Genomic DNA, 21,570 nt, shown 5'->3' with positions numbered 1-21,570 from the left:
ATTTTAGTAAAATTCATTAGGATAGGAAAGTGGGTGAAACAATGGCAACTTGGTTAGCAATATTATTAATCGTGTTAGCACTAATTCTAGGATTAGTCGGTGGATTTTTCCTTGCAAGAAAATATATGATGGATTATCTTAAAAAGAACCCACCAATTAATGAAGAAATGCTACGTATGATGATGATGCAAATGGGTCAAAAACCATCTCAAAAGAAAATTAATCAAATGATGACGATGATGAATAAAAATCAAGAAGACGCTATGAAGAAGAAGAAATAGCGCATGAATAAAGGGCTGACAGCTACTTACATTGAGTAGTTGTTAGCCCTTATTTTTATGGGATTATGAATTTATAATAAAAGGCAAAACTATAACGCATAGGATTAAAAAGACTACGAGTTTGACTAATTAAATGGTAATTTAGTAGTAGTGAAGACGACTAGGAAGTCATACGTTGCAGATAAGAATAGATAATATTTCTTTGAATCTCAAATGATGCCTTTAATATTTCGTGATATAATATTTATAATTAATATTAATTATAAAATATTAGGTAACCTCTTCTTAGTGCAATCTTTAACGCAAGAGGCAAACTTTTAACAAAAGTTGTCGAAAAGGGTTGTGTTAATAGTTGTAGAAAATTGGTACTATAGTAGACTCACTTAAGTGAATTAATTGTAGTACTATGTTTAACCTCGATAGTACGTAAATAGGTATATTAGCAGTTGATATTATCGGTAAGATAAAGGGAGTTATTATGTTGCAGTTAGATAATTTTTTATTAGGATTAAGTTGCTTTATTGCAGTATTTTTAGGTTCTTTTGTAGCTAATAAAATGAATGTCCAAATTAGTATTAAAATGGTTTTAGTTTCAATAATCAGTTTAATGCTATTTTTATGTATATATGGAATATCTTATTTCCTGTTTCTAAAATAAATTGCTCGATTTTTATTATTTGATTACACAAATTTTCGACAGCAAATGGATAAAATATCATGGCTCTGTTTGTAAGTTATATATTTACTTGGTGTTTGAGTTTTTAAATAGCTTTGTACTTAAAATTGAGTGAGCTTATATACATGAATTTTTAAATTGATTTTAAGTAAGTAATATAAATATTATCAGTTAAATATTCTTATATATAGAAAAGTAAATAATAAAATGAAGTTTTGATGATTTTGTGAATGAAAGTATTGGTATTAAGTTTATATAATATTATAGCTGTATTAATTTATTGAAATATTCAGAAAATAATTGATTCTAAAATGTGGTTTGTTATAATGTATATATAAGGGAGGTATCGATAAGTGAAGGATGCTTATGACATGGAAGATAAAGAAGTACTTGATCGACTAGCAAATATGCATATTAACTTTCCGACCGATGAGGCATTTAAGAAATATCATAATGCGATGCAAATTCATGATATGAATTATCTTAGATACACTTTAAATGATGCATTATCGGCATGTAACCAGACACATGCTTTTTAAATAAAGGTACGATAAGATGAGCTTTTAAAAAGGCTTATCTTATCGTATTTTTATTTGTGTTTATCTATCGATATTCGATTAATCTACAATTATTTTCTTAGTAATTTTAAAAATACTAAGATATAATATATGTGCTATTGGTTAATAGTAAACAAAAATGAACGTACAAATACTGATTATTATTTATTTAAATGATATACTAACCAAAGTGAATATCATCTTGTAGAAACTTAAAGTAGGTGTAAGCATGTTGTATTTAATATTTTCCATTGTATTTGCCTTTCTAATGGGAATAGGTGTTATAATTGTGCGAATGAAAGCACAACACTTTCCAGTAAATGAAAAGAAAATTATATTACCTCCTTTTTTTATGGCAACGGGGGCATTAATGTACGTCGTTCCGTATTTTAGGTTAACAGGTTTTGAAATAGTAGAATGTATTATTCTAGGTGTTTTATTTTCTACAATTTTGATTTGGACCTCTAGGTTTGAAACGCAAGGTAGTGAAATTTATATGAAACGTTCAAAAGCCTTTCCTATAATTCTTATAACATTACTCTTAATACGTACAATAATTAAAATTTTTATAAGTAATCAGATAGATCCTGGCGAAATTGCAGGAATGTTTTTCCTACTTGCATTTTGTATGATTGTACCCTGGCGTTTAGCGATGTTATACAAATATAAAAAGGTGAAAAGAACTTTAATTCAATAAGTTATACACGAGGCTGGGACAAATTAATTGTCTCAGCCTTAATCATTAAATAATCGTTAGTTCAGGTAGTGCTTTTAATCATATCATCCTAGCAATCTATATCGGGGTAGGCTATGACACCTTATGAAATAAGATTGCTATAATTATTGCTTCATTTTTTATATGCTTGAAGTATAATAGGTGATAATATAATAAGTGACGAACAAATGTTCTTAAGAGGAGTGTTGAAATGAAAATTGTACATACAGCAGATTGGCATTTAGGTAGAATTCTAAATGGTAAATCATTGTTAGAAGATCAATCATACATATTGGAACAATTTATTGAAGCGATGCGAGAAGAAAGACCTGATGTAATTGTCGTTGCTGGAGATTTATATGACACGAGTTATCCTAATAAAAATGCGATTCAATTGTTGGAGCATACGATTGATACCTTGAATCTTGAAATGAAGATTCCATTAATTTTAATTAGTGGTAATCACGATAGTAAAGAAAGATTGAATTATGGTGCTAAATGGTTTGAAAAATCGAATATGTATATTCGCACGAGTTTGAATGAGATGCAAAATCCTATTTCAATAGGTGGTGTCGACTTTTATACATTACCATATGCAACGATAAATGAGATGCAATACTACTTCGATAATGAAGAAATTGAAACACCTCAGCAGGCACTTGGACATGCTTTGAGTCAAATGAATGAAGTAATTAATGAGCATAGAATCAATATGTTCATTGGTCACTTAACAGTGCAAGGTGGCATACGTTCAGATTCCGAGAGACCATTAACTATTGGTACGGTGGAATCAGTAGAAGAGAATATGTTTCAGCAATTTGATAGAGTACTATTAGGTCATTTACATCACCCATTTAGTATTGAATCAAATTTTATAAATTATAGTGGATCTATATTACAGTATTCATTTTCAGAAGTGAATCAACCTAAAGGTTATAGAGTGATTGCAATAAATGAAAATGATATAAAAGATAAATTTACACCTTTGAAGCCTTTAAGACAACTGGAAGTAATAGAAGGTGATTATGAGGATGCAATACAAGAAAAATTAGAAGTTAAAAATAAAGAAAACTATATGCATTTTAAATTAAAGCATATGTCACATGTGAATGATCCAATGATGCATTTAAAACAAATTTATCCAAATACACTAGCATTAACTAACCAAACCTTTGAATTTAATACATCGATGCATCACGAAAATATAGAAATACAAAAGCTTGATGATGGGACTATAATAGATAATTTTTATCAAAGCATAACTGATGAACAATTAACAACAAACCAAAAAGAAAAAATTGAGTATGTGATGCGTACAATGTTAGAAGGAGGTTCTAAATAAATGAGACCAATAACACTTAAATTAAATAATTTTGGTCCTTTTTTAGATGAAACAATTGATTTTAATTATGTGAATCATAACCAATTGTTTCTAATTAGTGGTAAAACTGGTTCAGGAAAAACTATGATTTTTGATGCCATTGTTTACGCTTTATTTGGAGAAGCTTCTACAAAAGATAGAAAAGAAAGTGATTTGAGAAGTCATTTTGCTGAAAGTAAGATGCCTATGGTAGTAGAATTTGAATTCAAATTAAGAAACCAATATTTCAAAATAAAAAGACAAGGGGCTTTTGTTAAAGAAGGTAATAAAAATAAAACACTTGGTCAACTTGCTGTGTATGAAATGGAAACTGAAAAGTATGAGCTTAGAGAAAGTAAAATAACGAATGGTAATCAATTTATTAAAGAATTATTGGGAGTAAACGCTGAGCAATTTAGGCAGTTATTTATCTTACCTCAAGGAGAATTTAAAAGATTTTTATTATCAAAAAGTTCTGAGAAACAAGAAATACTAAGAACACTCTTTAATAGTCAACGATTTGAAGAAATACAAAAAAACTTATCTGAAGATGTTAAAGAAGTTAGAGGGCAAATTGAACAAAAATATCATTTGTTAGAAACAAATTGGCTAGATTTAGAAACGTTCAATGATGAAGCATTAATTGAGAATAAAGCTATTAATCCAAGACAAACAAATCAAGTGCTTGAAGTATTAAATGTATTTGATGAAAAAGCGGAAGATATTCATAATAAATTAAAACAACAAAAGGTTGAGTATAAAACTAAGTTGAATGATGCTGAAACTTGTTTGAAAAACAACCAAAAATTAGAAGAAACATTAAATAAGTTGGAAGAAAATCAGCGAAATTATGAACGATTATTAATGCAAGAAAATAATATAAATGAAAAAATCAATCGTTTGAATGCAATTAATGAGGTAAGACCAATTGCTCATTTATTACAATCTAAAGACGAATTATATGCAAAACAGCAAAAAATAAAAGAAGATATCAATAAGAAAATAAAAATTATTTCAGAACTTGAAACTCAAATAGAAAAAGCAGATGAACAGTTAGAAGCTCATAAAAATGACTCAGATAAAATAACAGATAGTAAAAACTTTATTGAAAAGACAAAACTTTTCTTTGAAAGATCTCAGAAGTACAAAGCGGCATATGAAGATCAACGATCACTTCAAGAAAGCTTTGTATCACTTCAAACAGAAATAGACCTACAAATAAAGCAATTAGAAGAAATTAAGGGGAAAATAAACGGTAGAGTACCGAACTATAAAAAAGTAGAACAAGTAAATGAAACAATTTACAAGTTGAATAATGAAGTTACAGTGCTAAAACAAAATGAACTTGATAAAAAAGAATACCAACAATTACAAGAAAGAAAACAGCAAAAAGCCAATGACAGTAAAAAGTTATCTGATGAACTTCAACAAATAACGAATGCTTATAAAAAAATAGATAAAACAAGTATAGATTTAAATAACAAGCAAGATTTGATTAGTACTTTGCAATCAGCAATAAATGTTGGAGATACTTGTCCAATTTGTGGTAATCAAGTACATACTATAACGCAACATATCGATTTTGATGATTTAACTGCACGACATCAGAGTCTCGCACAGTTAGAACGAGAGAAAAACGATAAAACTGAAGATAAAATTAAAGTTGAAAGCGAACTGAATTATATAGAAGAACAGTTGTCAAAATTTGATAAAGAGAAATTAGAAAATATAAATTATCAAGAACTTGAGATCGAAATTAAGAAAAAAACAGAACAAAAACAGATCATTGAAAAGGAAAATGAAGCGATTGTTGAATTAAAAGAATTACAACAACAATATGAACAACAGTATCATCAATTAGAATTAAATAAAAAAACTAAACAACATAATCTAAAACAAAATGAAATTACTATAAATGATTTTGAAAACACTACAGGTTATACTGACGTCAATATTTTTATAGAAGTTTTTGAAAATAATCAAAGTGAAATTGAAAAATATGAAAAAAACTTGGGTGCGTTGGAGAGTAATATACAACAATATAAGAGTAAACTTGCTATAGAACAAAATAATAAAAATCATTTTAGTAAAAATTCATCTGAAATTGAACAAGAAATTAAAAATGTAAGTGTGAAAATTGATGATGAAATGAAGCGTATTGGTTTCACGGATTTAGAACAAGTATATAATACAGTTTCTAAAGTTAGTGAAAAAGAATCACTAGAAAATGAAATAACTGAATTTAATAAATCAAAACAATCTTTTGAAGTGGTAATCTCACAATTGAAAGCAGAGCTTTCCGGTAAAAAGTTAGAAGATACTCAACATCTAATGGAAGTTTTTGAACAACAACAACAAGCGTTTGAATTAATCGCTACTGAATTGAGTCAACATGAATATAAAATTGCGTTTAATAATAAAAAAATTAGTGAAATTAGAGATATCATTGGTAACTTAGAAAGTGAATTAAAAGCACAACAAGAAATTTTTCAACTAGCAGAAATTCTAGCAGGAAAAAATGAACAAAAATTAACATTAGAAAATTATGTGCTAATTTATTATTTAGAAAGAATTTTAGCTCAAGCTAATCAACGTTTATCTTTAATGACAGGTCAGCGATATCAATTGACACGTAGATCACAAGTTTCGCAAGGATACAGTGGACTTGAGATTGATGTGTTTGATGCGCACTCTAATCAATCTAGGCACATCAGTTCATTGTCTGGAGGGGAAACTTTCCAAGCTTCGTTAGCTTTAGCTTTAGGTTTAAGTGAAATAGTTCAACAAGAATCAGGTGGTATTGCATTAGATTCTATGTTTGTCGATGAGGGATTTGGAACATTAGACCAAGAAACTTTAGAAACAGCTTTAGATACACTGTTAAGTTTAAAATCTACAGGGAGAATGGTAGGAATCATTTCACATGTAAGTGAATTGAAACAAAGAATTCCTCTCATTTTAGAAGTAGTTACGGAACAATATCAAAGTACAACAACTTTTAAGAAACAATAATTTACTTAAATAATATATACTAAATTAGCTCAAAATAATATATAATGTGTGAAAATCCAATAAAACAAGCTAAATAAAAAGAGTTCTAGTAGTTGTCATTCTGCTAGGACTCTCGTTTTTTAGTATTTTAATTAATTTTTTTCACGTAATAAATCACGAATTTCAGTAAGTAAAACAGTATTCTCTTCGATTTCTTCTTCTTCTTCTTTTCTCATTAGCGTATTAGCAATTTTCACAAAGATAAATAATGCAAAAGCAATAATGATAAAGTCTATGATTGACTGAACGAACATACCGTATTTGATGCCCATGAATGACCAGCTCTTAGCAAAATCAACTGTACCAAAAATCAACCCAATTAATGGCATGATAATAAATGAAACTAAAGCTGTAACAATTTTGTTGAATGCTGCGCCCATAACTACAGCTACAGCTAAGTCTAGTACATTGCCTTTTAATGCGAATTCTTTAAACTCTTGAAACATATGATTAACTCCCTTTTATTTAATTTTAAAGATTATTATACAATATATTTAAAAGTAAGAGAATAGTTTTTTTAACGAAATTTGATATTACCGCTTTGTTTTGTTATTCTAATACGTGGTTAATACATAAATAGAATCTTTTTGAAAAATGAAAGTTCTATTTGGCTTGAAAATTTAATATGATAAGAAAGGGAGTAATTAATTATGAATTCTTCTAGTAACCAACCTAATGGTAAGAAGATATCTCCAGTTTTTATCTATAGTGCTATCATCGTAGCAATCGTGGTTATTATCGGTGCAGTATTACCGGGACAATTTGATTATGTTACGAATACGATTAAACTATGGATTACAGATAAACTTGGATGGTATTACCTAATTCTTACAACGTTTATAGTTTTCTTCTGTGTATTTCTAATTTTTAGCCCTATTGGGAAATTAAAATTAGGTAAACCAAATGACAAACCTGAATTCAATACAATTTCATGGTTTGCAATGTTATTCAGTGCTGGTATGGGGATTGGACTTGTATTCTATGGTGCAGCAGAACCAATGGCTGATTTTGCAGCTCCACCAAATGCAGATCCAAAAACGACAGCAGCTTATACAGAAGCATTACGTTCAACATTCTTCCATTGGGGATTCCATGCGTGGGCAATATATGGTGTTGTTGCATTAGCACTAGCTTATGCCCAATTTAGAAAAGGCGAACCAGGTTTGATTTCAAGAACATTACGTCCTATCTTAGGTAACAAAGTTGAAGGCCCAATTGGGACAATCATTGATGTACTTGCTGTATTCGCTACAGTAGTAGGTGTGGCCGTATCACTAGGTATGGGTGCCTTACAAATTAATGGTGGGCTTAATTATTTATTCGGTATACCAAACAATGTTTGGGTACAAGCAATCATCATAGTAGTAGTAACAATTCTATTTATTATGAGTGCTTGGTCTGGATTAAGTAAAGGGATCCAATATTTAAGTAACTTAAACATTAGTTTAGGTGCAATCTTGATGATTGCTGTACTTATTATTGGACCAACCGTATTGATTTTAAATATGATGACGAGCTCTGCAGGTAGTTTGTTAAACTCATTCTTATTAAATACGTTTGACACTGCAGCACAAAACCCTCAAAAACGTGAATGGATGTCTAGTTGGACTCTTTACTATTGGGGTTGGTGGTTAAGCTGGAGCCCATTCGTAGGTATTTTCATTGCACGTGTATCTAAAGGACGTTCTATACGTGAATTTATCGGAGGCGTACTATTAGTACCAGCGCTTGTAAGTTTCGTTTGGTTCAGTGTGTTTGGTGTGTTAGGTATTGAAACTGGTAAGAAAAAACCAGAATTATTCGATATGACTGCTGAAACTCAACTTTTCGGAGTGTTTAATGAAATACCATTGGGTATGGTATTATCTATCATTGCTTTAGTATTAATTGCATCATTCTTTATTACATCGGCTGACTCTGCAACCTTTGTATTAGGTATGCAAACGACTTATGGTTCATTAGAGCCATCAAACGTAGTCAAAGTTACATGGGGTATAGCACAATCATTAATCGCTTTTGTATTACTATTTGCAGGTGGAGGAAATGGTGCTGAGGCACTTAACGCAATTCAAAGTGCCGCCATTATAAGTGCCTTGCCATTCTCATTTGTAGTAATTATGATGATGATTTCATTCTATAAAGATGCTAACCAAGAACGTAAATTCTTAGGCTTAACATTGACACCTAATAAACATAGATTACAAGATTACTTACAGCATCAACAAGAAGATTATGAAGATGATATTATTGAACAACGTAAACCACTTAGAAATGCAGAAAAAGATGATCAATAAACAAACTTTATAATTTAAAAATGAGTATCCATTTGGATGCTCATTTTTTTTATGTGAAAAATGAGAAAATGTATGTCATTAGGATGATAATGATTCTCAATTGATAATAATAACTTATTACACACTAGAGTCAAGATAAGTTTTGCTTATACATACTGATTGAAAATTCAAATCTAAATTATAGATGTTTCTGGCTTTAGCTAGTTGTTTTAAATTACATATAATTATACAATTTAAATAACGGCATATATATTACAAAAATTTCAAGGGGGATTTATATGGCTTCTAATATTAAACAGCAATCGAAAAAATCGTTTGAGTTAAACGGCAAATCATATACTTTTTATGATTTGAACACTTTAGAAGAACAAGGTTTAACGAAAGTTTCAAAATTGCCATATTCAATTAGAGTATTACTAGAATCTGTATTAAGACAAGAGGATGGTTTTGTAATTACTGATGAACATATTAAAGCGTTATCAGAATTTACTAAAGGCACTGAAGGCGAAGTACCATTCAAACCTTCTCGTGTTATCTTACAAGACTTTACAGGTGTACCTGCAGTTGTTGACTTGGCGTCGTTACGTAAAGCAATGAATGATGTAGGTGGAGATTTAAATAAAATTAATCCTGAAGTACCTGTAGATTTAGTTATTGACCACTCAGTTCAAGTTGATAGCTATGCAAATCCAGACGCGTTAGAGCGCAATATGAAATTAGAGTTTGAAAGAAACTATGAGCGTTATCAATTTTTAAATTGGGCTACAAAAGCGTTTAATAATTACAGCGCTGTACCACCAGCAACTGGTATCGTTCACCAAGTGAACTTGGAATATCTAGCTAATGTTGTACATGCACGTGATGTAGATGGTGAAACAGTAGCTTTCCCTGATACATTAGTAGGTACTGACTCACATACAACAATGATTAATGGTCTTGGTGTATTAGGTTGGGGTGTAGGTGGTATTGAAGCCGAAGCTGGTATGCTTGGTCAACCGTCATATTTCCCAATTCCTGAAGTAATCGGTGTTAGATTATCTAATGCGTTGCCTCAAGGTGCGACTGCTACAGACTTAGCTTTACGTGTAACTCAAGAATTACGTAAAAAAGGTGTAGTTGGAAAATTTGTTGAGTTCTTTGGTCCAGGTGTACAACACTTACCATTAGCAGACCGTGCAACAATTGCTAACATGGCTCCAGAATATGGTGCTACTTGTGGTTTCTTCCCTGTAGACGAAGAAGCATTAAAATACATGCGTTTAACAGGTCGTACTGATGAACAAATCGATCTAGTGAAAAAATATTTAGAAGAAAACAGCATGTTCTTCACTGTTGAAAAAGAAGACCCTGAATACACTGATGTAGTTGAATTAGATTTATCTACTGTTGAACCATCATTATCAGGACCAAAACGTCCTCAAGATTTAATTTTCTTAAGTGATATGAAGAAAGAATTTGAAAAATCAGTTACTGCGCCAGCAGGTAACCAAGGACACGGTTTTGATGAAAGTGAATTCGATAAAACTGCAACAATCGAATTTAAAGATGGTACATCAACTACAATGAAAACTGGTGATTTAGCGATTGCAGCGATTACGTCATGTACCAATACATCTAATCCATATGTTATGTTAGGTGCTGGATTAGTTGCTAAAAAAGCTGTAGAAAAAGGATTAAAAGTCCCTGAATATGTTAAAACATCATTAGCGCCAGGTTCTAAAGTTGTTACTGGATATTTAAGAGATTCAGGCTTAACTGAATATCTGGATGATTTAGGCTTTAACCTTGTTGGTTATGGTTGTACAACTTGTATCGGGAACTCTGGTCCATTACGAGAAGAAATTGAAAAAGCAATTGCTGATGAAGATTTGCTCGTTTCTTCTGTGTTATCAGGTAACCGTAACTTTGAAGGTCGTATCCATCCATTAGTTAAAGCTAACTACTTAGCTTCACCACAATTAGTTGTTGCCTATGCATTAGCAGGAACTGTGGATATCGATTTACAAAATGAACCACTTGGTAAAGGTAAAGATGGAGAAGACGTTTATCTAAAAGATATCTGGCCATCAATTAAAGAAGTTTCAGACACTGTTGATACAGTTGTGACTCCGAAACTATTTAAAGAAGAATATGAAACTGTATACAATAATAACGAAATGTGGAATGAAATTGATGTTACGGATCAACCACTATATGACTTTGATCCTGAATCAACTTATATTCAAAATCCTTCATTCTTCCAAGGTCTTTCTAAAGAACCAGGTACTATTGATTCATTAAAAGATTTAAGAGTTATGGGTAAATTTGGAGATTCAGTAACAACTGACCACATTTCACCAGCAGGTGCAATTGGTAAAGATACGCCTGCAGGTAAATATTTACTTGAACATGGTGTTCCTATTCGTCAATTTAACTCTTATGGTTCACGTCGTGGTAACCACGAAGTAATGGTACGTGGTACATTTGCGAACATCCGTATTAAAAACCAATTAGCACCAGGTACTGAAGGTGGTTTCACAACTTACTGGCCAACAGGTGAACAAATGTCAATATTTGATGCTGCTATGAAATATAAAGAAGACGGCACAGGTTTAGTTGTTTTAGCTGGTAATGATTACGGAATGGGTTCATCTCGTGACTGGGCAGCTAAAGGGACAAACTTATTAGGTGTTAAAACAGTTATCGCACAAAGTTATGAGCGTATCCACCGTTCAAACTTAGTAATGATGGGTGTTTTACCATTACAATTCAAAGAAGGCGAATCTTCGGATAGCCTTGGCATCGATGGTACTGAAGTTATTTCAGTAGATATTGATGAAAATGTAAAACCACATGATCTTGTAAAAGTACAAGCTAAGAAAGAAAATGGCGAAGTAATAGAGTTTGAAGCAATGGCTCGTTTCGATTCTAATGTTGAAATGGATTATTACCGTCATGGTGGTATTCTTCAATTAGTATTAAGAAATAAATTAGCTGAATAAATTTATTGTTAGAAGCATTAATTTAATAATGAAGATTCAAATGAGGCTGGGGCATACATAGGTATGTCTCAGCCTCAAAGTTGTTATTGAAGACATATGAAGATGTACATATTGTATGCCTTTATTATATCAGTCGGGGTAAAGGTTTGGATTAACATTATTTTGAAATAGCCTTATCTGTAAGTGGCTTTTGAAAAATGAATATAGAATCGGTTATAGATACTTTGTTGGAGTATTATTTAGGGATAAACTAGTAAAATGCTATACTTAATTTTTTATGTTAATATTTAATAGTAAAAAAGATATAAGATGAACAATTGAAAAGAGGACGTTTATAATGATTTACAGTATGACACAAATTGAATCACGGTATTCAGAGACTGACCAAATGGGCGTGATTTATCATGGTAATTATCCTACGTGGTTTGAGGTAGCTCGTACAGATTATATCTCTAAATTAGGTTTTAGTTATAAAGCTATGGAAGATTCGGGTATCATCTCCCCAGTTGTTGATTTGGACATAAAATATATCAAATCTATTTTTTATCCAGAAACCGTAAAAATCAAAACATGGGTTGAAAAATATTCTAGATTACGATCAATATATTGTTATGAAATATATAACGAAGCTGGAGAATTAGCAACTGCAGGATCAACTACATTGACTTGTATTAAAAAAGAAGACTTCAAGCCAATACGATTAGATAAATATTTTCCTGAATGGCACACTGTGTATAGCGAAGTTGCTGAAAGAAATAAGGCAGGCGAGGATTTAGAAGTGATTAAAGGCATATAAGGCCTGTTTTATGTTTCAATGACTAGCACAGTGAAACGAGCAAGAGAGCTCATGTTGTTAAATAGCAATCAAACTAGAATTAAGTGAAATAAAAAAGCGTTTGGGGTAAGACCCGAACGCTTTTTACTATTTATCATGATTTATTTAAAATGTATAAAGACTTCATACACTTATTTCCAAAAAATAAAGGCCAAGGGAATTAGAAAGACCTTGGAACAATTTATGGCTTATTTTGTGGCATATGAAATTTCATCAATATTGTTGCTAACATCAATATATAAATTATGGTCTTCAAAATACCATAAATCTTTTTCAGCAATTACGACATCTAATCCATCGTAATGGTTTTCGTAACCAATTTCTACATCATTTTTCTTGTCTACACTGAAAGCAGGACTAAATCCTTGTTTTAGTTGGAATTCCCCACCATAACGTACAAAGAATTGTAAGACTTTGTCATCTTCTGGTAAATCTAGTTCTTCCTTAAACCAAGATACAGCATTATCTGAAAGTTCTATTTCCATAATAAAAGTCTCCTTTCGATTCATAAGATTTCACTTATGAACGTTGATTACTAATTTTTAATTTAGTAATTTATACATTACCCACTTTGAGTAACGTTAAAAGTAGTATAACATAATTTTTCAATTAATTTCGACAAATGATTTACAAAAATATGAACGATATAAATACTATGATAAAACGTTGTTTACGTAGTATAATAGATACAATGTTAAAAAGCTGGAAACATCTTAATGTCCCAGCTTAGCGTTTGTTTACATAATTTATTTGTTTTTATACTGCGACTTTTGTAATAGTTACATCCATTTTATTTTAGGCTCTTCACCTTTGAATATTCTTACAATATTAGTACGGTGTCTAATTATCAGTAGTACGCCTACACCAATACTAACAACAAAGAGGATATAGTCTCGAATTAATAGTGCACCGATAACACAACAAATTGATGCAATGATACTTGAGAGTGATACATACTTTGTTAAATATAATATTCCAAAGAAAATTACTGCTAATATTAATAATAAGACAGGATTAACTCCTAGTATGACTCCAGCACTTGTAGCAACGGCTTTGCCGCCTTTAAAACCAAGATAAACCGGATATACATGACCTAGAATCGCGAAAGCACCTACGATAAGTCCATTTGTGAAAAATGTACTAATTGTACCTTCCGCATGAACAGGCAACCATAGTGGGAAAAAGACCACAATAAATCCTTTAAATATATCTAGAAAAGTAACTAAAAATCCAGTAGGTTTTCCTAGTACTCTAAAGCTATTTGTTGCGCCAGTGTTGCCACTACCAAATTGTCGAATATCTTTTTTAAAAAATAATTTACCTATTACATAGCCACTTGGAAAAGCACCAATGAGGTAACTTAGTATTAACATGATTACAATCATCATATATAATCCACATCCTTTAATGACATTAAAATTATTTTACCACATAAGAGCATCATAATACGAATAAAAATTTCAAATGAAAAGCATTTATCTACTGAAAATTGATTTGACACTTGCAATTTATCAAGATTTATATAAGAATAACTAATGTATAGTTTTAAAAACGAACGTACGTTTGTAGGAGGGCGAAACGATTGGCAATGAATAAAAAAAATAATTATTCGGATGATTCCATTCAGGTACTTGAGGGACTAGAGGCCGTTAGAAAAAGACCTGGGATGTATATTGGTTCTACCGATAAACGTGGTTTACATCATCTAGTATATGAAGTTGTCGATAATTCCGTCGATGAAGTATTAAATGGTTTCGGTAGTGAAATCACTGTTACGATAAATAAAGATGAGAGCATTACTATAGAAGATAATGGACGTGGAATGCCTACAGGTATTCATACTTCTGGAAAACCTACTGTTCAAGTCATTTTTACGGTACTTCATGCAGGTGGAAAATTCGGACAAGGCGGTTATAAAACGTCAGGTGGCTTACACGGTGTTGGCGCTTCAGTTGTCAATGCTTTGAGTGAATGGTTGGAAGTTGAAATTTATAGAGATGGTAACATATATTCTCAGAGCTTTGCAGATGGCGGGAAACCGACAACTGGTTTGAAAAAACATGGTAAAACTAAAAAGACTGGTACTAAAGTGACATTTAAACCAGATCCAGAAATATTCAAAGCATCTACATCGTTTAATTACGATGTTTTAAGTGAAAGACTACAAGAATCAGCGTTTTTACTTAAACGCTTGAGAATCATTCTAAAAGACTTAAGAGCAGGCAAAGAACGTGAAGATATCTTCCATTATGAAGATGGTATTAAAGAGTTCGTTGCTTATGTCAATGAAGGGAAAGAAGTATTACACGATGTAGCAGATTTCTCTGGGGAAGCTAATAATATTGAAGTGGAAGTTGCATTCCAATATAACGATCAATATTCAGAAGGCATATTAAGTTTTGTTAATAATGTACGTACAAAAGATGGCGGAACACATGAAGTTGGGTTTAAAACAGCTATGACTCGTGTGTTTAATGATTATGCACGTCGTATTAATGAATTGAAAGAAAAAGATAAAAATTTAGACGGTAATGATATAAGAGAAGGTTTAACTGCTATTATATCAATTCGAATTCCTGAAGAATTGTTACAATTTGAAGGACAAACTAAATCTAAATTAGGTACACCTGAAGCCAGAAGCGCAGTAGATTCAGTAGTAGCCGAAAAATTGCCATATTATTTGGAAGAAAAAGGGCAATTATCCAAATCGTTAGTTAAAAAAGCTTTAAAGGCACAACAGGCTAGAGAAGCAGCGCGTAAAGCGAGAGAAGATGCACGTTCAGGTAAGAAAAATAAACGTAAAGATACTTTGCTTTCTGGTAAACTTACACCTGCACAAAGTAAAAATACTGAGAAAAAAGAATTATACCTTGTCGAAGGTGACTCAGCGGGTGGCTCTGCAAAGTTAGGTCGTGACCGTAAATATCAAGCGATTTTACCACTTAGAGGTAAAGTAATTAATACTGAGAAAGCACGTCTTGACGATATTTTTAAAAATGAAGAAATTAATACAATTATTCATACTATTGGCGCTGGTGTCGGAAATGAGTTCAAAATTGAAGATAGTAACTACAATAGAATCATTATAATGACAGATGCCGATACAGATGGTGCACATATTCAAGTGCTATTATTAACATTCTTCTTTAAATATATGAAGCCATTAGTTGAGGCGGGTAGAGTATTTATTGCATTACCACCACTTTACAAACTTGAAAAAGGAAAAGGTGCATCTAAAAAAGTAGAATACGCTTGGACAGATGAAGAATTAGAGAAATTACAACGAAAATTAGGAAAAGGTTTCTCATTACAACGTTATAAAGGTCTTGGTGAAATGAATGCTGACCAATTGTGGGAAACGACAATGAACCCTGATACGAGAACCTTGATCAGAGTACAAGTTGAAGATGAGTTACGTTCATCTAAACGTGTTACAACACTAATGGGTGACAAAGTTGCACCAAGACGTGAATGGATTGAAAATCATGTTGAATTTGGTTTACAAGAACAACAAAGTATTTTAGATAATAATGAAATTCAAATATTGGAACAGGAAGCGCCTAATGAGGAGGAAGTAAATTGAGTGAAGTAATTCAAGATTTATCGCTAGAAGATGTTATTGGCGATCGTTTTGGTAGATATAGTAAATACATCATTCAAGAACGTGCATTGCCAGACGTTCGTGACGGTCTCAAGCCTGTTCAAAGACGTATTCTATATGCAATGTATTCAAGCGGTAACACTTACGACAAAAATTTCCGTAAAAGTGCTAAAACTGTCGGTGATGTTATAGGTCAGTATCATCCGCACGGTGACACGTCTGTATATGATGCGATGGTACGTTTAAGTCAAGGGTGGAAACTACGTCATGTACTTATAGAAATGCAAGGTAATAACGGTAGTATCGATAATGACCCAGCTGCAGCAATGCGTTATACTGAAGCAAAATTAAGCCGTCTTTCAGAAGAACTTTTAAGAGATATTAACAAAGAAACTGTACCATTTATGCCAAACTATGATGATACGACGATGGAACCGATGGTCTTGCCTGCAAGACTTCCTAATCTATTGATAAATGGTAGTACTGGGATTTCTGCTGGTTATGCTACAGATATTCCGCCACATAACCTTGGCGAAGTGATTCAAGCAACACTTAAGTTTATTGATAACCCGGAGATAACAGTGAATCAATTGATGAAATATATCAAAGGTCCTGATTTTCCAACAGGTGGTATTATCCAGGGTGTGGATGGTATTAAGAAAGCTTATGAATCAGGTAAAGGGAAAATCGTAGTTCGTTCAAAAGTAGAGGTTGAAGAATTAAGAAATGGTAGAAAACAACTCATTGTTACAGAAGTACCTTATGAAGTGAATAAGAGTGCATTAGTTAAAAAAATGGATGAATTACGTGCTGATAAAAAGGTTGATGGTATCGTCGAAGTTAGAGACGAAACTGACCGCACAGGCTTACGTATTGCAATCGAATTGAAAAAAGATATTAATAGTGAAGCTGTAGCTAATTTCCTTTACAAAAATACAGATTTACAAGTTTCATATAACTTTAACATGGTTGCTATTAGTGAAGGGCGACCAGTATTAATGGGCATTCGTCAATTTATAGATAGTTATTTAAATCATCAAATAGATGTCGTAACGAAACGTACACGTTATGAACTAGACCATGCTGAGAGTAGAATGCACATTGTTGAAGGTTTAATGAAAGCTTTATCTATATTAGACGAAGTGATTAAACTTATTAGAGCTTCAAAAAATAAAAAAGATGCTAAAGCTAATTTGGTAGCTGAATATGACTTTACTGAAGCTCAAGCGGAAGCGATAGTGACATTACAATTGTATCGTTTGACGAATACAGATATTGTTCAGCTACAAGAAGAACATGATGAATTGAAAGCGTTAATCGAGCGTTTGAGAAATATTTTAGATAATCACGATGCATTATTAAATGTAATTAAAGAGGAATTAACCGAAATTCGTAACAGATTTAAACAAAATCGACTATCCTCTATAGAGGCTGAGATATCAGAGATTAAGATTGACAAAGAAGTGATGGTCCCTAGTGAAACTGTAATTATGAGTATCACTAAGCATGGTTATATTAAGCGCACTTCATTACGTAGTTTTAATGCAAGTGGTGTAGATGAAGTAGGTACTAAAGATGGGGACGCAATCATGAAATATGAAGAAGTCAACACTTTAGATACGGCATTAGTGTTTACCAATAAAGGGCGTTACCTATTTATACCTGTTCATAAATTAGCTGATATAAAATGGAAAGATTTAGGACAACATGTCTCTCAAATTGTGCCACTTGATGAAGGTGAATATGTTATTAACGCTTATTGTGAAAATGACTTTAAGCCAGAAGCATTTTATATCTTAGCGACACGTAATGGTATGATTAAAAAGAGTAACGTATCTATGTTTAAAACGACACGATATAATAAGCCACTTGTTTCCATGAAGTTGAAAGACAATGATGAAATTATAAGTGTTATGCGTATATCAGAGAAACAATTGATAACTGTGATAACAAACAAAGGTATGTCGCTTACTTACGATAGTGATGAACTTTCTGATACTGGCTTGAGAGCGGCAGGTGTTAAATCTATCAACTTAAAAGATGAAGACTATGCGGTATTAACAGATATTGTAACTCCAAATAATTCAATATTAATGGCGACACAACGCGGATCTTTAAAACGTATCAGCTTTAAAGTATTACAAACAGCAAAACGCGCACAACGTGGTATTACGTTATTAAAAGAATTAAAGAAAGCACCGCACCGTATTATAGACGCTGCAGTCATTCAATCAGACCAAACAACTTATACAATTTACTCTGATAAACAGCAAGAGTCTGGCTTAATCAAGGATATCCACTTATCAGAACAATATACAAATGGTAGCTTTATCGTAGATACTAGTGATTTCGGTGAAATAAAAGATTTAGAAGTAAAATAAAACATCTTATAAAAAATTGTTAGTAAATACAACTATATAGTGATAAAATACCAGTTAGGTGCAATAAATAATTAATAAAGAGGTTTATAGCGCAGTATAAAAGATGTGTTTAGTTATCAGTATTCACAATTTTATACTCTTACTCATAGTTATAATATAAGGCGTATGACTATGAGCGTAGCTATAAATCTCTTGCTCTAATTTTGAAATTAAATATACATAGATGAGAGGGATTAAATTGAGAGATTTTGATAGTTTAATTCCAGATTGGTTCAAAACATTTGTTCAAGTCGGGAATGATTTAATCTGGTCACAGTATTTAATTGGATTGTTAATAACAGCCGGTATATTCTTTACAATCGGCTCAAAATTTGTTCAATTAAGATGGATTCCAGAAATGTTTCGTGCAATTGGTGAAAAACCTGAAACATTAGACAATGGTAAGAAAGGGATTTCACCATTCCAAGCATTTGCAATTAGTGCCGGGTCTCGTGTTGGAACTGGTAATATTGCTGGTGTTGCAACTGCAATTGTACTCGGCGGTCCAGGAGCGGTATTTTGGATGTGGATTATTGCTTTTATCGGTGCTGCTAGTGCGTTTATAGAAGCAACTTTAGCTCAAGTGTATAAAGTGCCTGATGAAGACGGTGGTTATCGTGGAGGCCCAGCATATTACATTACTAAAGGTTTAAACCAAAAATGGCTAGGTGTTGTCTTTGCTGTATTAATCACAGTTACATTTGCATTTGTGTTTAATACAGTTCAATCAAACACAATCGCGGAATCATTAAAGACGCAATATAATGTAAGTCCAATTGTAACCGGTATTATTTTGGCAATTGTTACGGCTGCTATTATTTTTGGTGGTGTGCGTAGTATAGCTAAATTATCTTCAATAATCGTACCATTTATGGCAATAATTTATATTGGTTTAGTTGTTGTGATATTAGTATTTAATTATGATCAAATTATACCAATGATAACAACTATCGTTAAAAGTGCCTTTGGTTTTGAGCAAGCAACTGGTGGTGCAGTTGGAGCAGCAATTCTTCAAGGTGTAAAACGAGGCTTGTTCTCGAATGAAGCGGGTATGGGGTCAGCACCTAATGCTGCTGCGACAGCTGCTGCGCCACACCCAGTCAAACAAGGCTTAATTCAATCATTAGGCGTATTCTTTGATACGATGTTAGTTTGTACCTCTACGGCAATAATGATTTTACTTTATACAGGTTTAGAATTTGGGGACAATGCAGCACAAGGTGTTGCGGTTACACAATCTGCCTTAAATGAACATTTGGGTAGTGGAGGCGGTATATTCTTAACAATCGCTATTACATTGTTTGCATTCTCTTCAGTTGTAGGTAATTATTATTATGGTCAATCGAACATTGAGTTTTTATCTAAAAATAGAACGATTTTATTCATATTTAGGTGTTTAGTCGTTGTACTAGTATTTGTTGGTGCAGTAATTAAAACTGAAACAGTTTGGAGTACTGCTGATGTATTTATGGGATTAATGGCAATTGTCAACTTAGTGGCAATCATTGGATTATCAAATATCGCTTTTGCTGTTATGAATGATTACCAACGTCAACGTAAAGCTGGTAAAAAACCTGTTTTCAAACCTGAAGACTTAGAAATTAATTTGTTTGGTATTGAAAGTTGGGGCATGAAAAAATAATTAAAAATTATTTGTATTAACGTATAGAGCCTTTCAAATAGATCACTGGTTAGTGAGAATTTGAAAGGCTCTTTTAGGTCTTTCAATTTTTGAAAATACACTATATAATATTGATTGACAGAAAAAGAAGGATGATTCATGTGAGTGATTACCTGATAACTAAGGTTTTAAATAATAATGTTATTATCTGTAAAAAAGCACAAGAAGAATATGTGCTCATTGCTAAAGGCATTGGCTTTAATAAAAAAAGAGGCATGACTTTGCAAGAAAATCAAACAGTTGAGAAAACGTATATATTAGATCAAAAATCTCAACAAGACCATTATAAATCTCTGGTTGAACAAGCTGATGATACATTAATTCAAGCAGTCATTGAAGCTGTTAATATTATTACGAATTCAGTAATGAAGATAGATAATCAAAAATTGGTCATATCTTTAACAGATCATATTATATTTGCATATAACCGATTGAAACAAAATCAATTAATAAATAACCCCTTTGTTGTAGAAACAAAGCAATTATATACAGAGGCATATGGCATTGCTGAAAAAGTAATTGATCGTTTAAACCACGTATTAGATGTGCATTTTCCAGAAGACGAAATAGGTTTTATAGCATTACATATAGCATCTAATACGGAAACTTTATCTATACGTGAAATGGAACTGATTAACCGGTTGATTAATAAAAGTATATTTATTCTAGAACATGACTTAAAACATGAAATAGAAAAAGACACAGTCCAGTATCAACGTTTTATTAGGCATATTCAATTTTTAATTAAAAGATTGAGAACTGGAGAGAATTTGCAAAAAACAAATGCTTTTGAAGAGTTGTTGAAAACTCAGTATCCTTTATGCTTCAATATCGCATTAAAAATAATGAAAATGTTGCAGCAAGAATTGGGTATTAAAATATATGATGCAGAAGTTATTTATTTAACTTTGCATGTCTACCATTTTATGGTAGATGCCGATCATACGAATACACCTAATGATTAAAATCTTTAAAAAGTTTACATTCAAAAAATACGATGTCACTAAACAGTGTGATGTCGTATTTTTAATTTTGCAATTATATTTAATTTATAGTGCTAATATCTATGACAAATTCGGAATTTATAGGAAGATAAATGTGTAATTAGTTGCATATTA

The 21,570-nt window shown here is 31.9% G+C and carries 15 protein-coding genes; 12 read left to right on the top strand and 3 right to left on the bottom strand.

Annotation, left to right across the window (positions count from 1 at the left end; genetic code table 11):
* The first annotated feature begins 41 nt into the window (after positions 1-41).
* The 5 genes from D9V42_RS12610 to sbcC all read left to right on the top strand — a co-directional run bounded on the left by D9V42_RS12610 (position 42) and on the right by sbcC (position 6,601).
* The gene (locus D9V42_RS12610; RefSeq protein WP_017724378.1) at positions 42-281 is read left to right on the top strand and encodes a YneF family protein; all 240 of its coding nucleotides are present in this window, start codon (positions 42-44) and stop codon (positions 279-281) included.
* Positions 282-1,310: 1,029 nt separating this feature from the next.
* Positions 1,311-1,496, top strand: coding sequence for a hypothetical protein (locus tag D9V42_RS12605; RefSeq protein ID WP_029377392.1), 186 nt, complete (start codon positions 1,311-1,313; stop codon positions 1,494-1,496).
* A 247-nt stretch (positions 1,497-1,743) separates the two neighbouring features.
* A complete protein-coding gene (locus D9V42_RS12600) occupies positions 1,744-2,211 on the top strand; it encodes a CcdC family protein (protein ID WP_107531353.1) in 468 nt (155 codons plus the stop codon).
* Between the two features lie 229 nt (positions 2,212-2,440).
* Entirely contained in the window at positions 2,441-3,571 is a 1,131-nt protein-coding gene (sbcD, locus tag D9V42_RS12595) for an exonuclease subunit SbcD (RefSeq protein ID WP_122065231.1), read from the top strand.
* A complete protein-coding gene (gene sbcC, locus D9V42_RS12590) occupies positions 3,572-6,601 on the top strand; it encodes an exonuclease subunit SbcC (protein WP_122065229.1) in 3,030 nt (1,009 codons plus the stop codon).
* 131 nt (positions 6,602-6,732) lie between these two features.
* On the opposite strand, the gene mscL is transcribed toward sbcC, so the two are convergent.
* Positions 6,733-7,086: a large conductance mechanosensitive channel protein MscL gene (gene mscL / locus D9V42_RS12585; RefSeq protein WP_017724383.1), complete on the bottom strand. Its 354-nt coding sequence runs from the start codon at positions 7,084-7,086 to the stop codon at positions 6,733-6,735.
* A gap of 204 nt (positions 7,087-7,290) precedes the next feature.
* Here mscL and D9V42_RS12580 point away from each other — a divergent pair, with 204 nt between their 5' ends.
* The 3 genes from D9V42_RS12580 (at position 7,291) to menI (ending at position 12,711) form a co-directional block, all read left to right on the top strand.
* A complete protein-coding gene (locus tag D9V42_RS12580; RefSeq protein ID WP_122065227.1) occupies positions 7,291-8,934 on the top strand; it encodes a BCCT family transporter in 1,644 nt (547 codons plus the stop codon).
* Between the two features lie 278 nt (positions 8,935-9,212).
* On the top strand, positions 9,213-11,915 hold the full coding sequence (gene acnA, locus D9V42_RS12575; RefSeq protein WP_107556197.1) for an aconitate hydratase AcnA: 2,703 nt from the start codon (positions 9,213-9,215) through the stop codon (positions 11,913-11,915).
* A gap of 337 nt (positions 11,916-12,252) precedes the next feature.
* Positions 12,253-12,711 (top strand): 1,4-dihydroxy-2-naphthoyl-CoA hydrolase MenI, encoded by a 459-nt coding sequence (gene menI, locus D9V42_RS12570; protein ID WP_122065225.1) that lies wholly within the window; start codon positions 12,253-12,255, stop codon positions 12,709-12,711.
* Between the two features lie 227 nt (positions 12,712-12,938).
* Here menI and D9V42_RS12565 read toward each other — a convergent pair whose 3' ends face one another.
* On the bottom strand, positions 12,939-13,235 hold the full coding sequence (locus tag D9V42_RS12565; RefSeq protein ID WP_107531526.1) for a HesB/YadR/YfhF family protein: 297 nt from the start codon (positions 13,233-13,235) through the stop codon (positions 12,939-12,941).
* A 294-nt stretch (positions 13,236-13,529) separates the two neighbouring features.
* Positions 13,530-14,138: a glycerol-3-phosphate 1-O-acyltransferase PlsY gene (plsY, locus tag D9V42_RS12560; protein ID WP_017724388.1), complete on the bottom strand. Its 609-nt coding sequence runs from the start codon at positions 14,136-14,138 to the stop codon at positions 13,530-13,532.
* A gap of 200 nt (positions 14,139-14,338) precedes the next feature.
* Between plsY and parE the strand changes: the two genes are divergently transcribed.
* The 4 genes from parE (at position 14,339) to glcT (ending at position 21,417) form a co-directional block, all read left to right on the top strand.
* Positions 14,339-16,333, top strand: a complete 1,995-nt coding sequence (parE, locus tag D9V42_RS12555) for a DNA topoisomerase IV subunit B (RefSeq protein WP_167456110.1) — start codon at positions 14,339-14,341, stop codon at positions 16,331-16,333.
* Positions 16,330-18,732 (top strand): DNA topoisomerase IV subunit A, encoded by a 2,403-nt coding sequence (gene parC / locus D9V42_RS12550; protein WP_107555962.1) that lies wholly within the window; start codon positions 16,330-16,332, stop codon positions 18,730-18,732. The genes parE and parC overlap by 4 nt, the downstream gene beginning before the upstream one ends.
* A gap of 238 nt (positions 18,733-18,970) precedes the next feature.
* Positions 18,971-20,413, top strand: coding sequence for a glutamine transporter AlsT (gene alsT / locus D9V42_RS12545; protein ID WP_107555963.1), 1,443 nt, complete (start codon positions 18,971-18,973; stop codon positions 20,411-20,413).
* A gap of 140 nt (positions 20,414-20,553) precedes the next feature.
* Complete coding sequence (glcT, locus tag D9V42_RS12540; RefSeq protein WP_107555964.1) at positions 20,554-21,417, top strand: glucose PTS transporter transcription antiterminator GlcT; 864 nt, start codon at positions 20,554-20,556, stop codon at positions 21,415-21,417.
* The last annotated feature ends 153 nt before the right edge of the window (positions 21,418-21,570 follow it).

This window comes from Staphylococcus pseudoxylosus (assembly GCF_003697915.1).
Classification (GTDB): Bacteria; Bacillota; Bacilli; order Staphylococcales; family Staphylococcaceae; genus Staphylococcus; species Staphylococcus pseudoxylosus.
The sequence above is the reverse complement of the archived record's forward strand: the minus strand, read 5'-3'. Positions and strand labels throughout refer to the sequence as shown.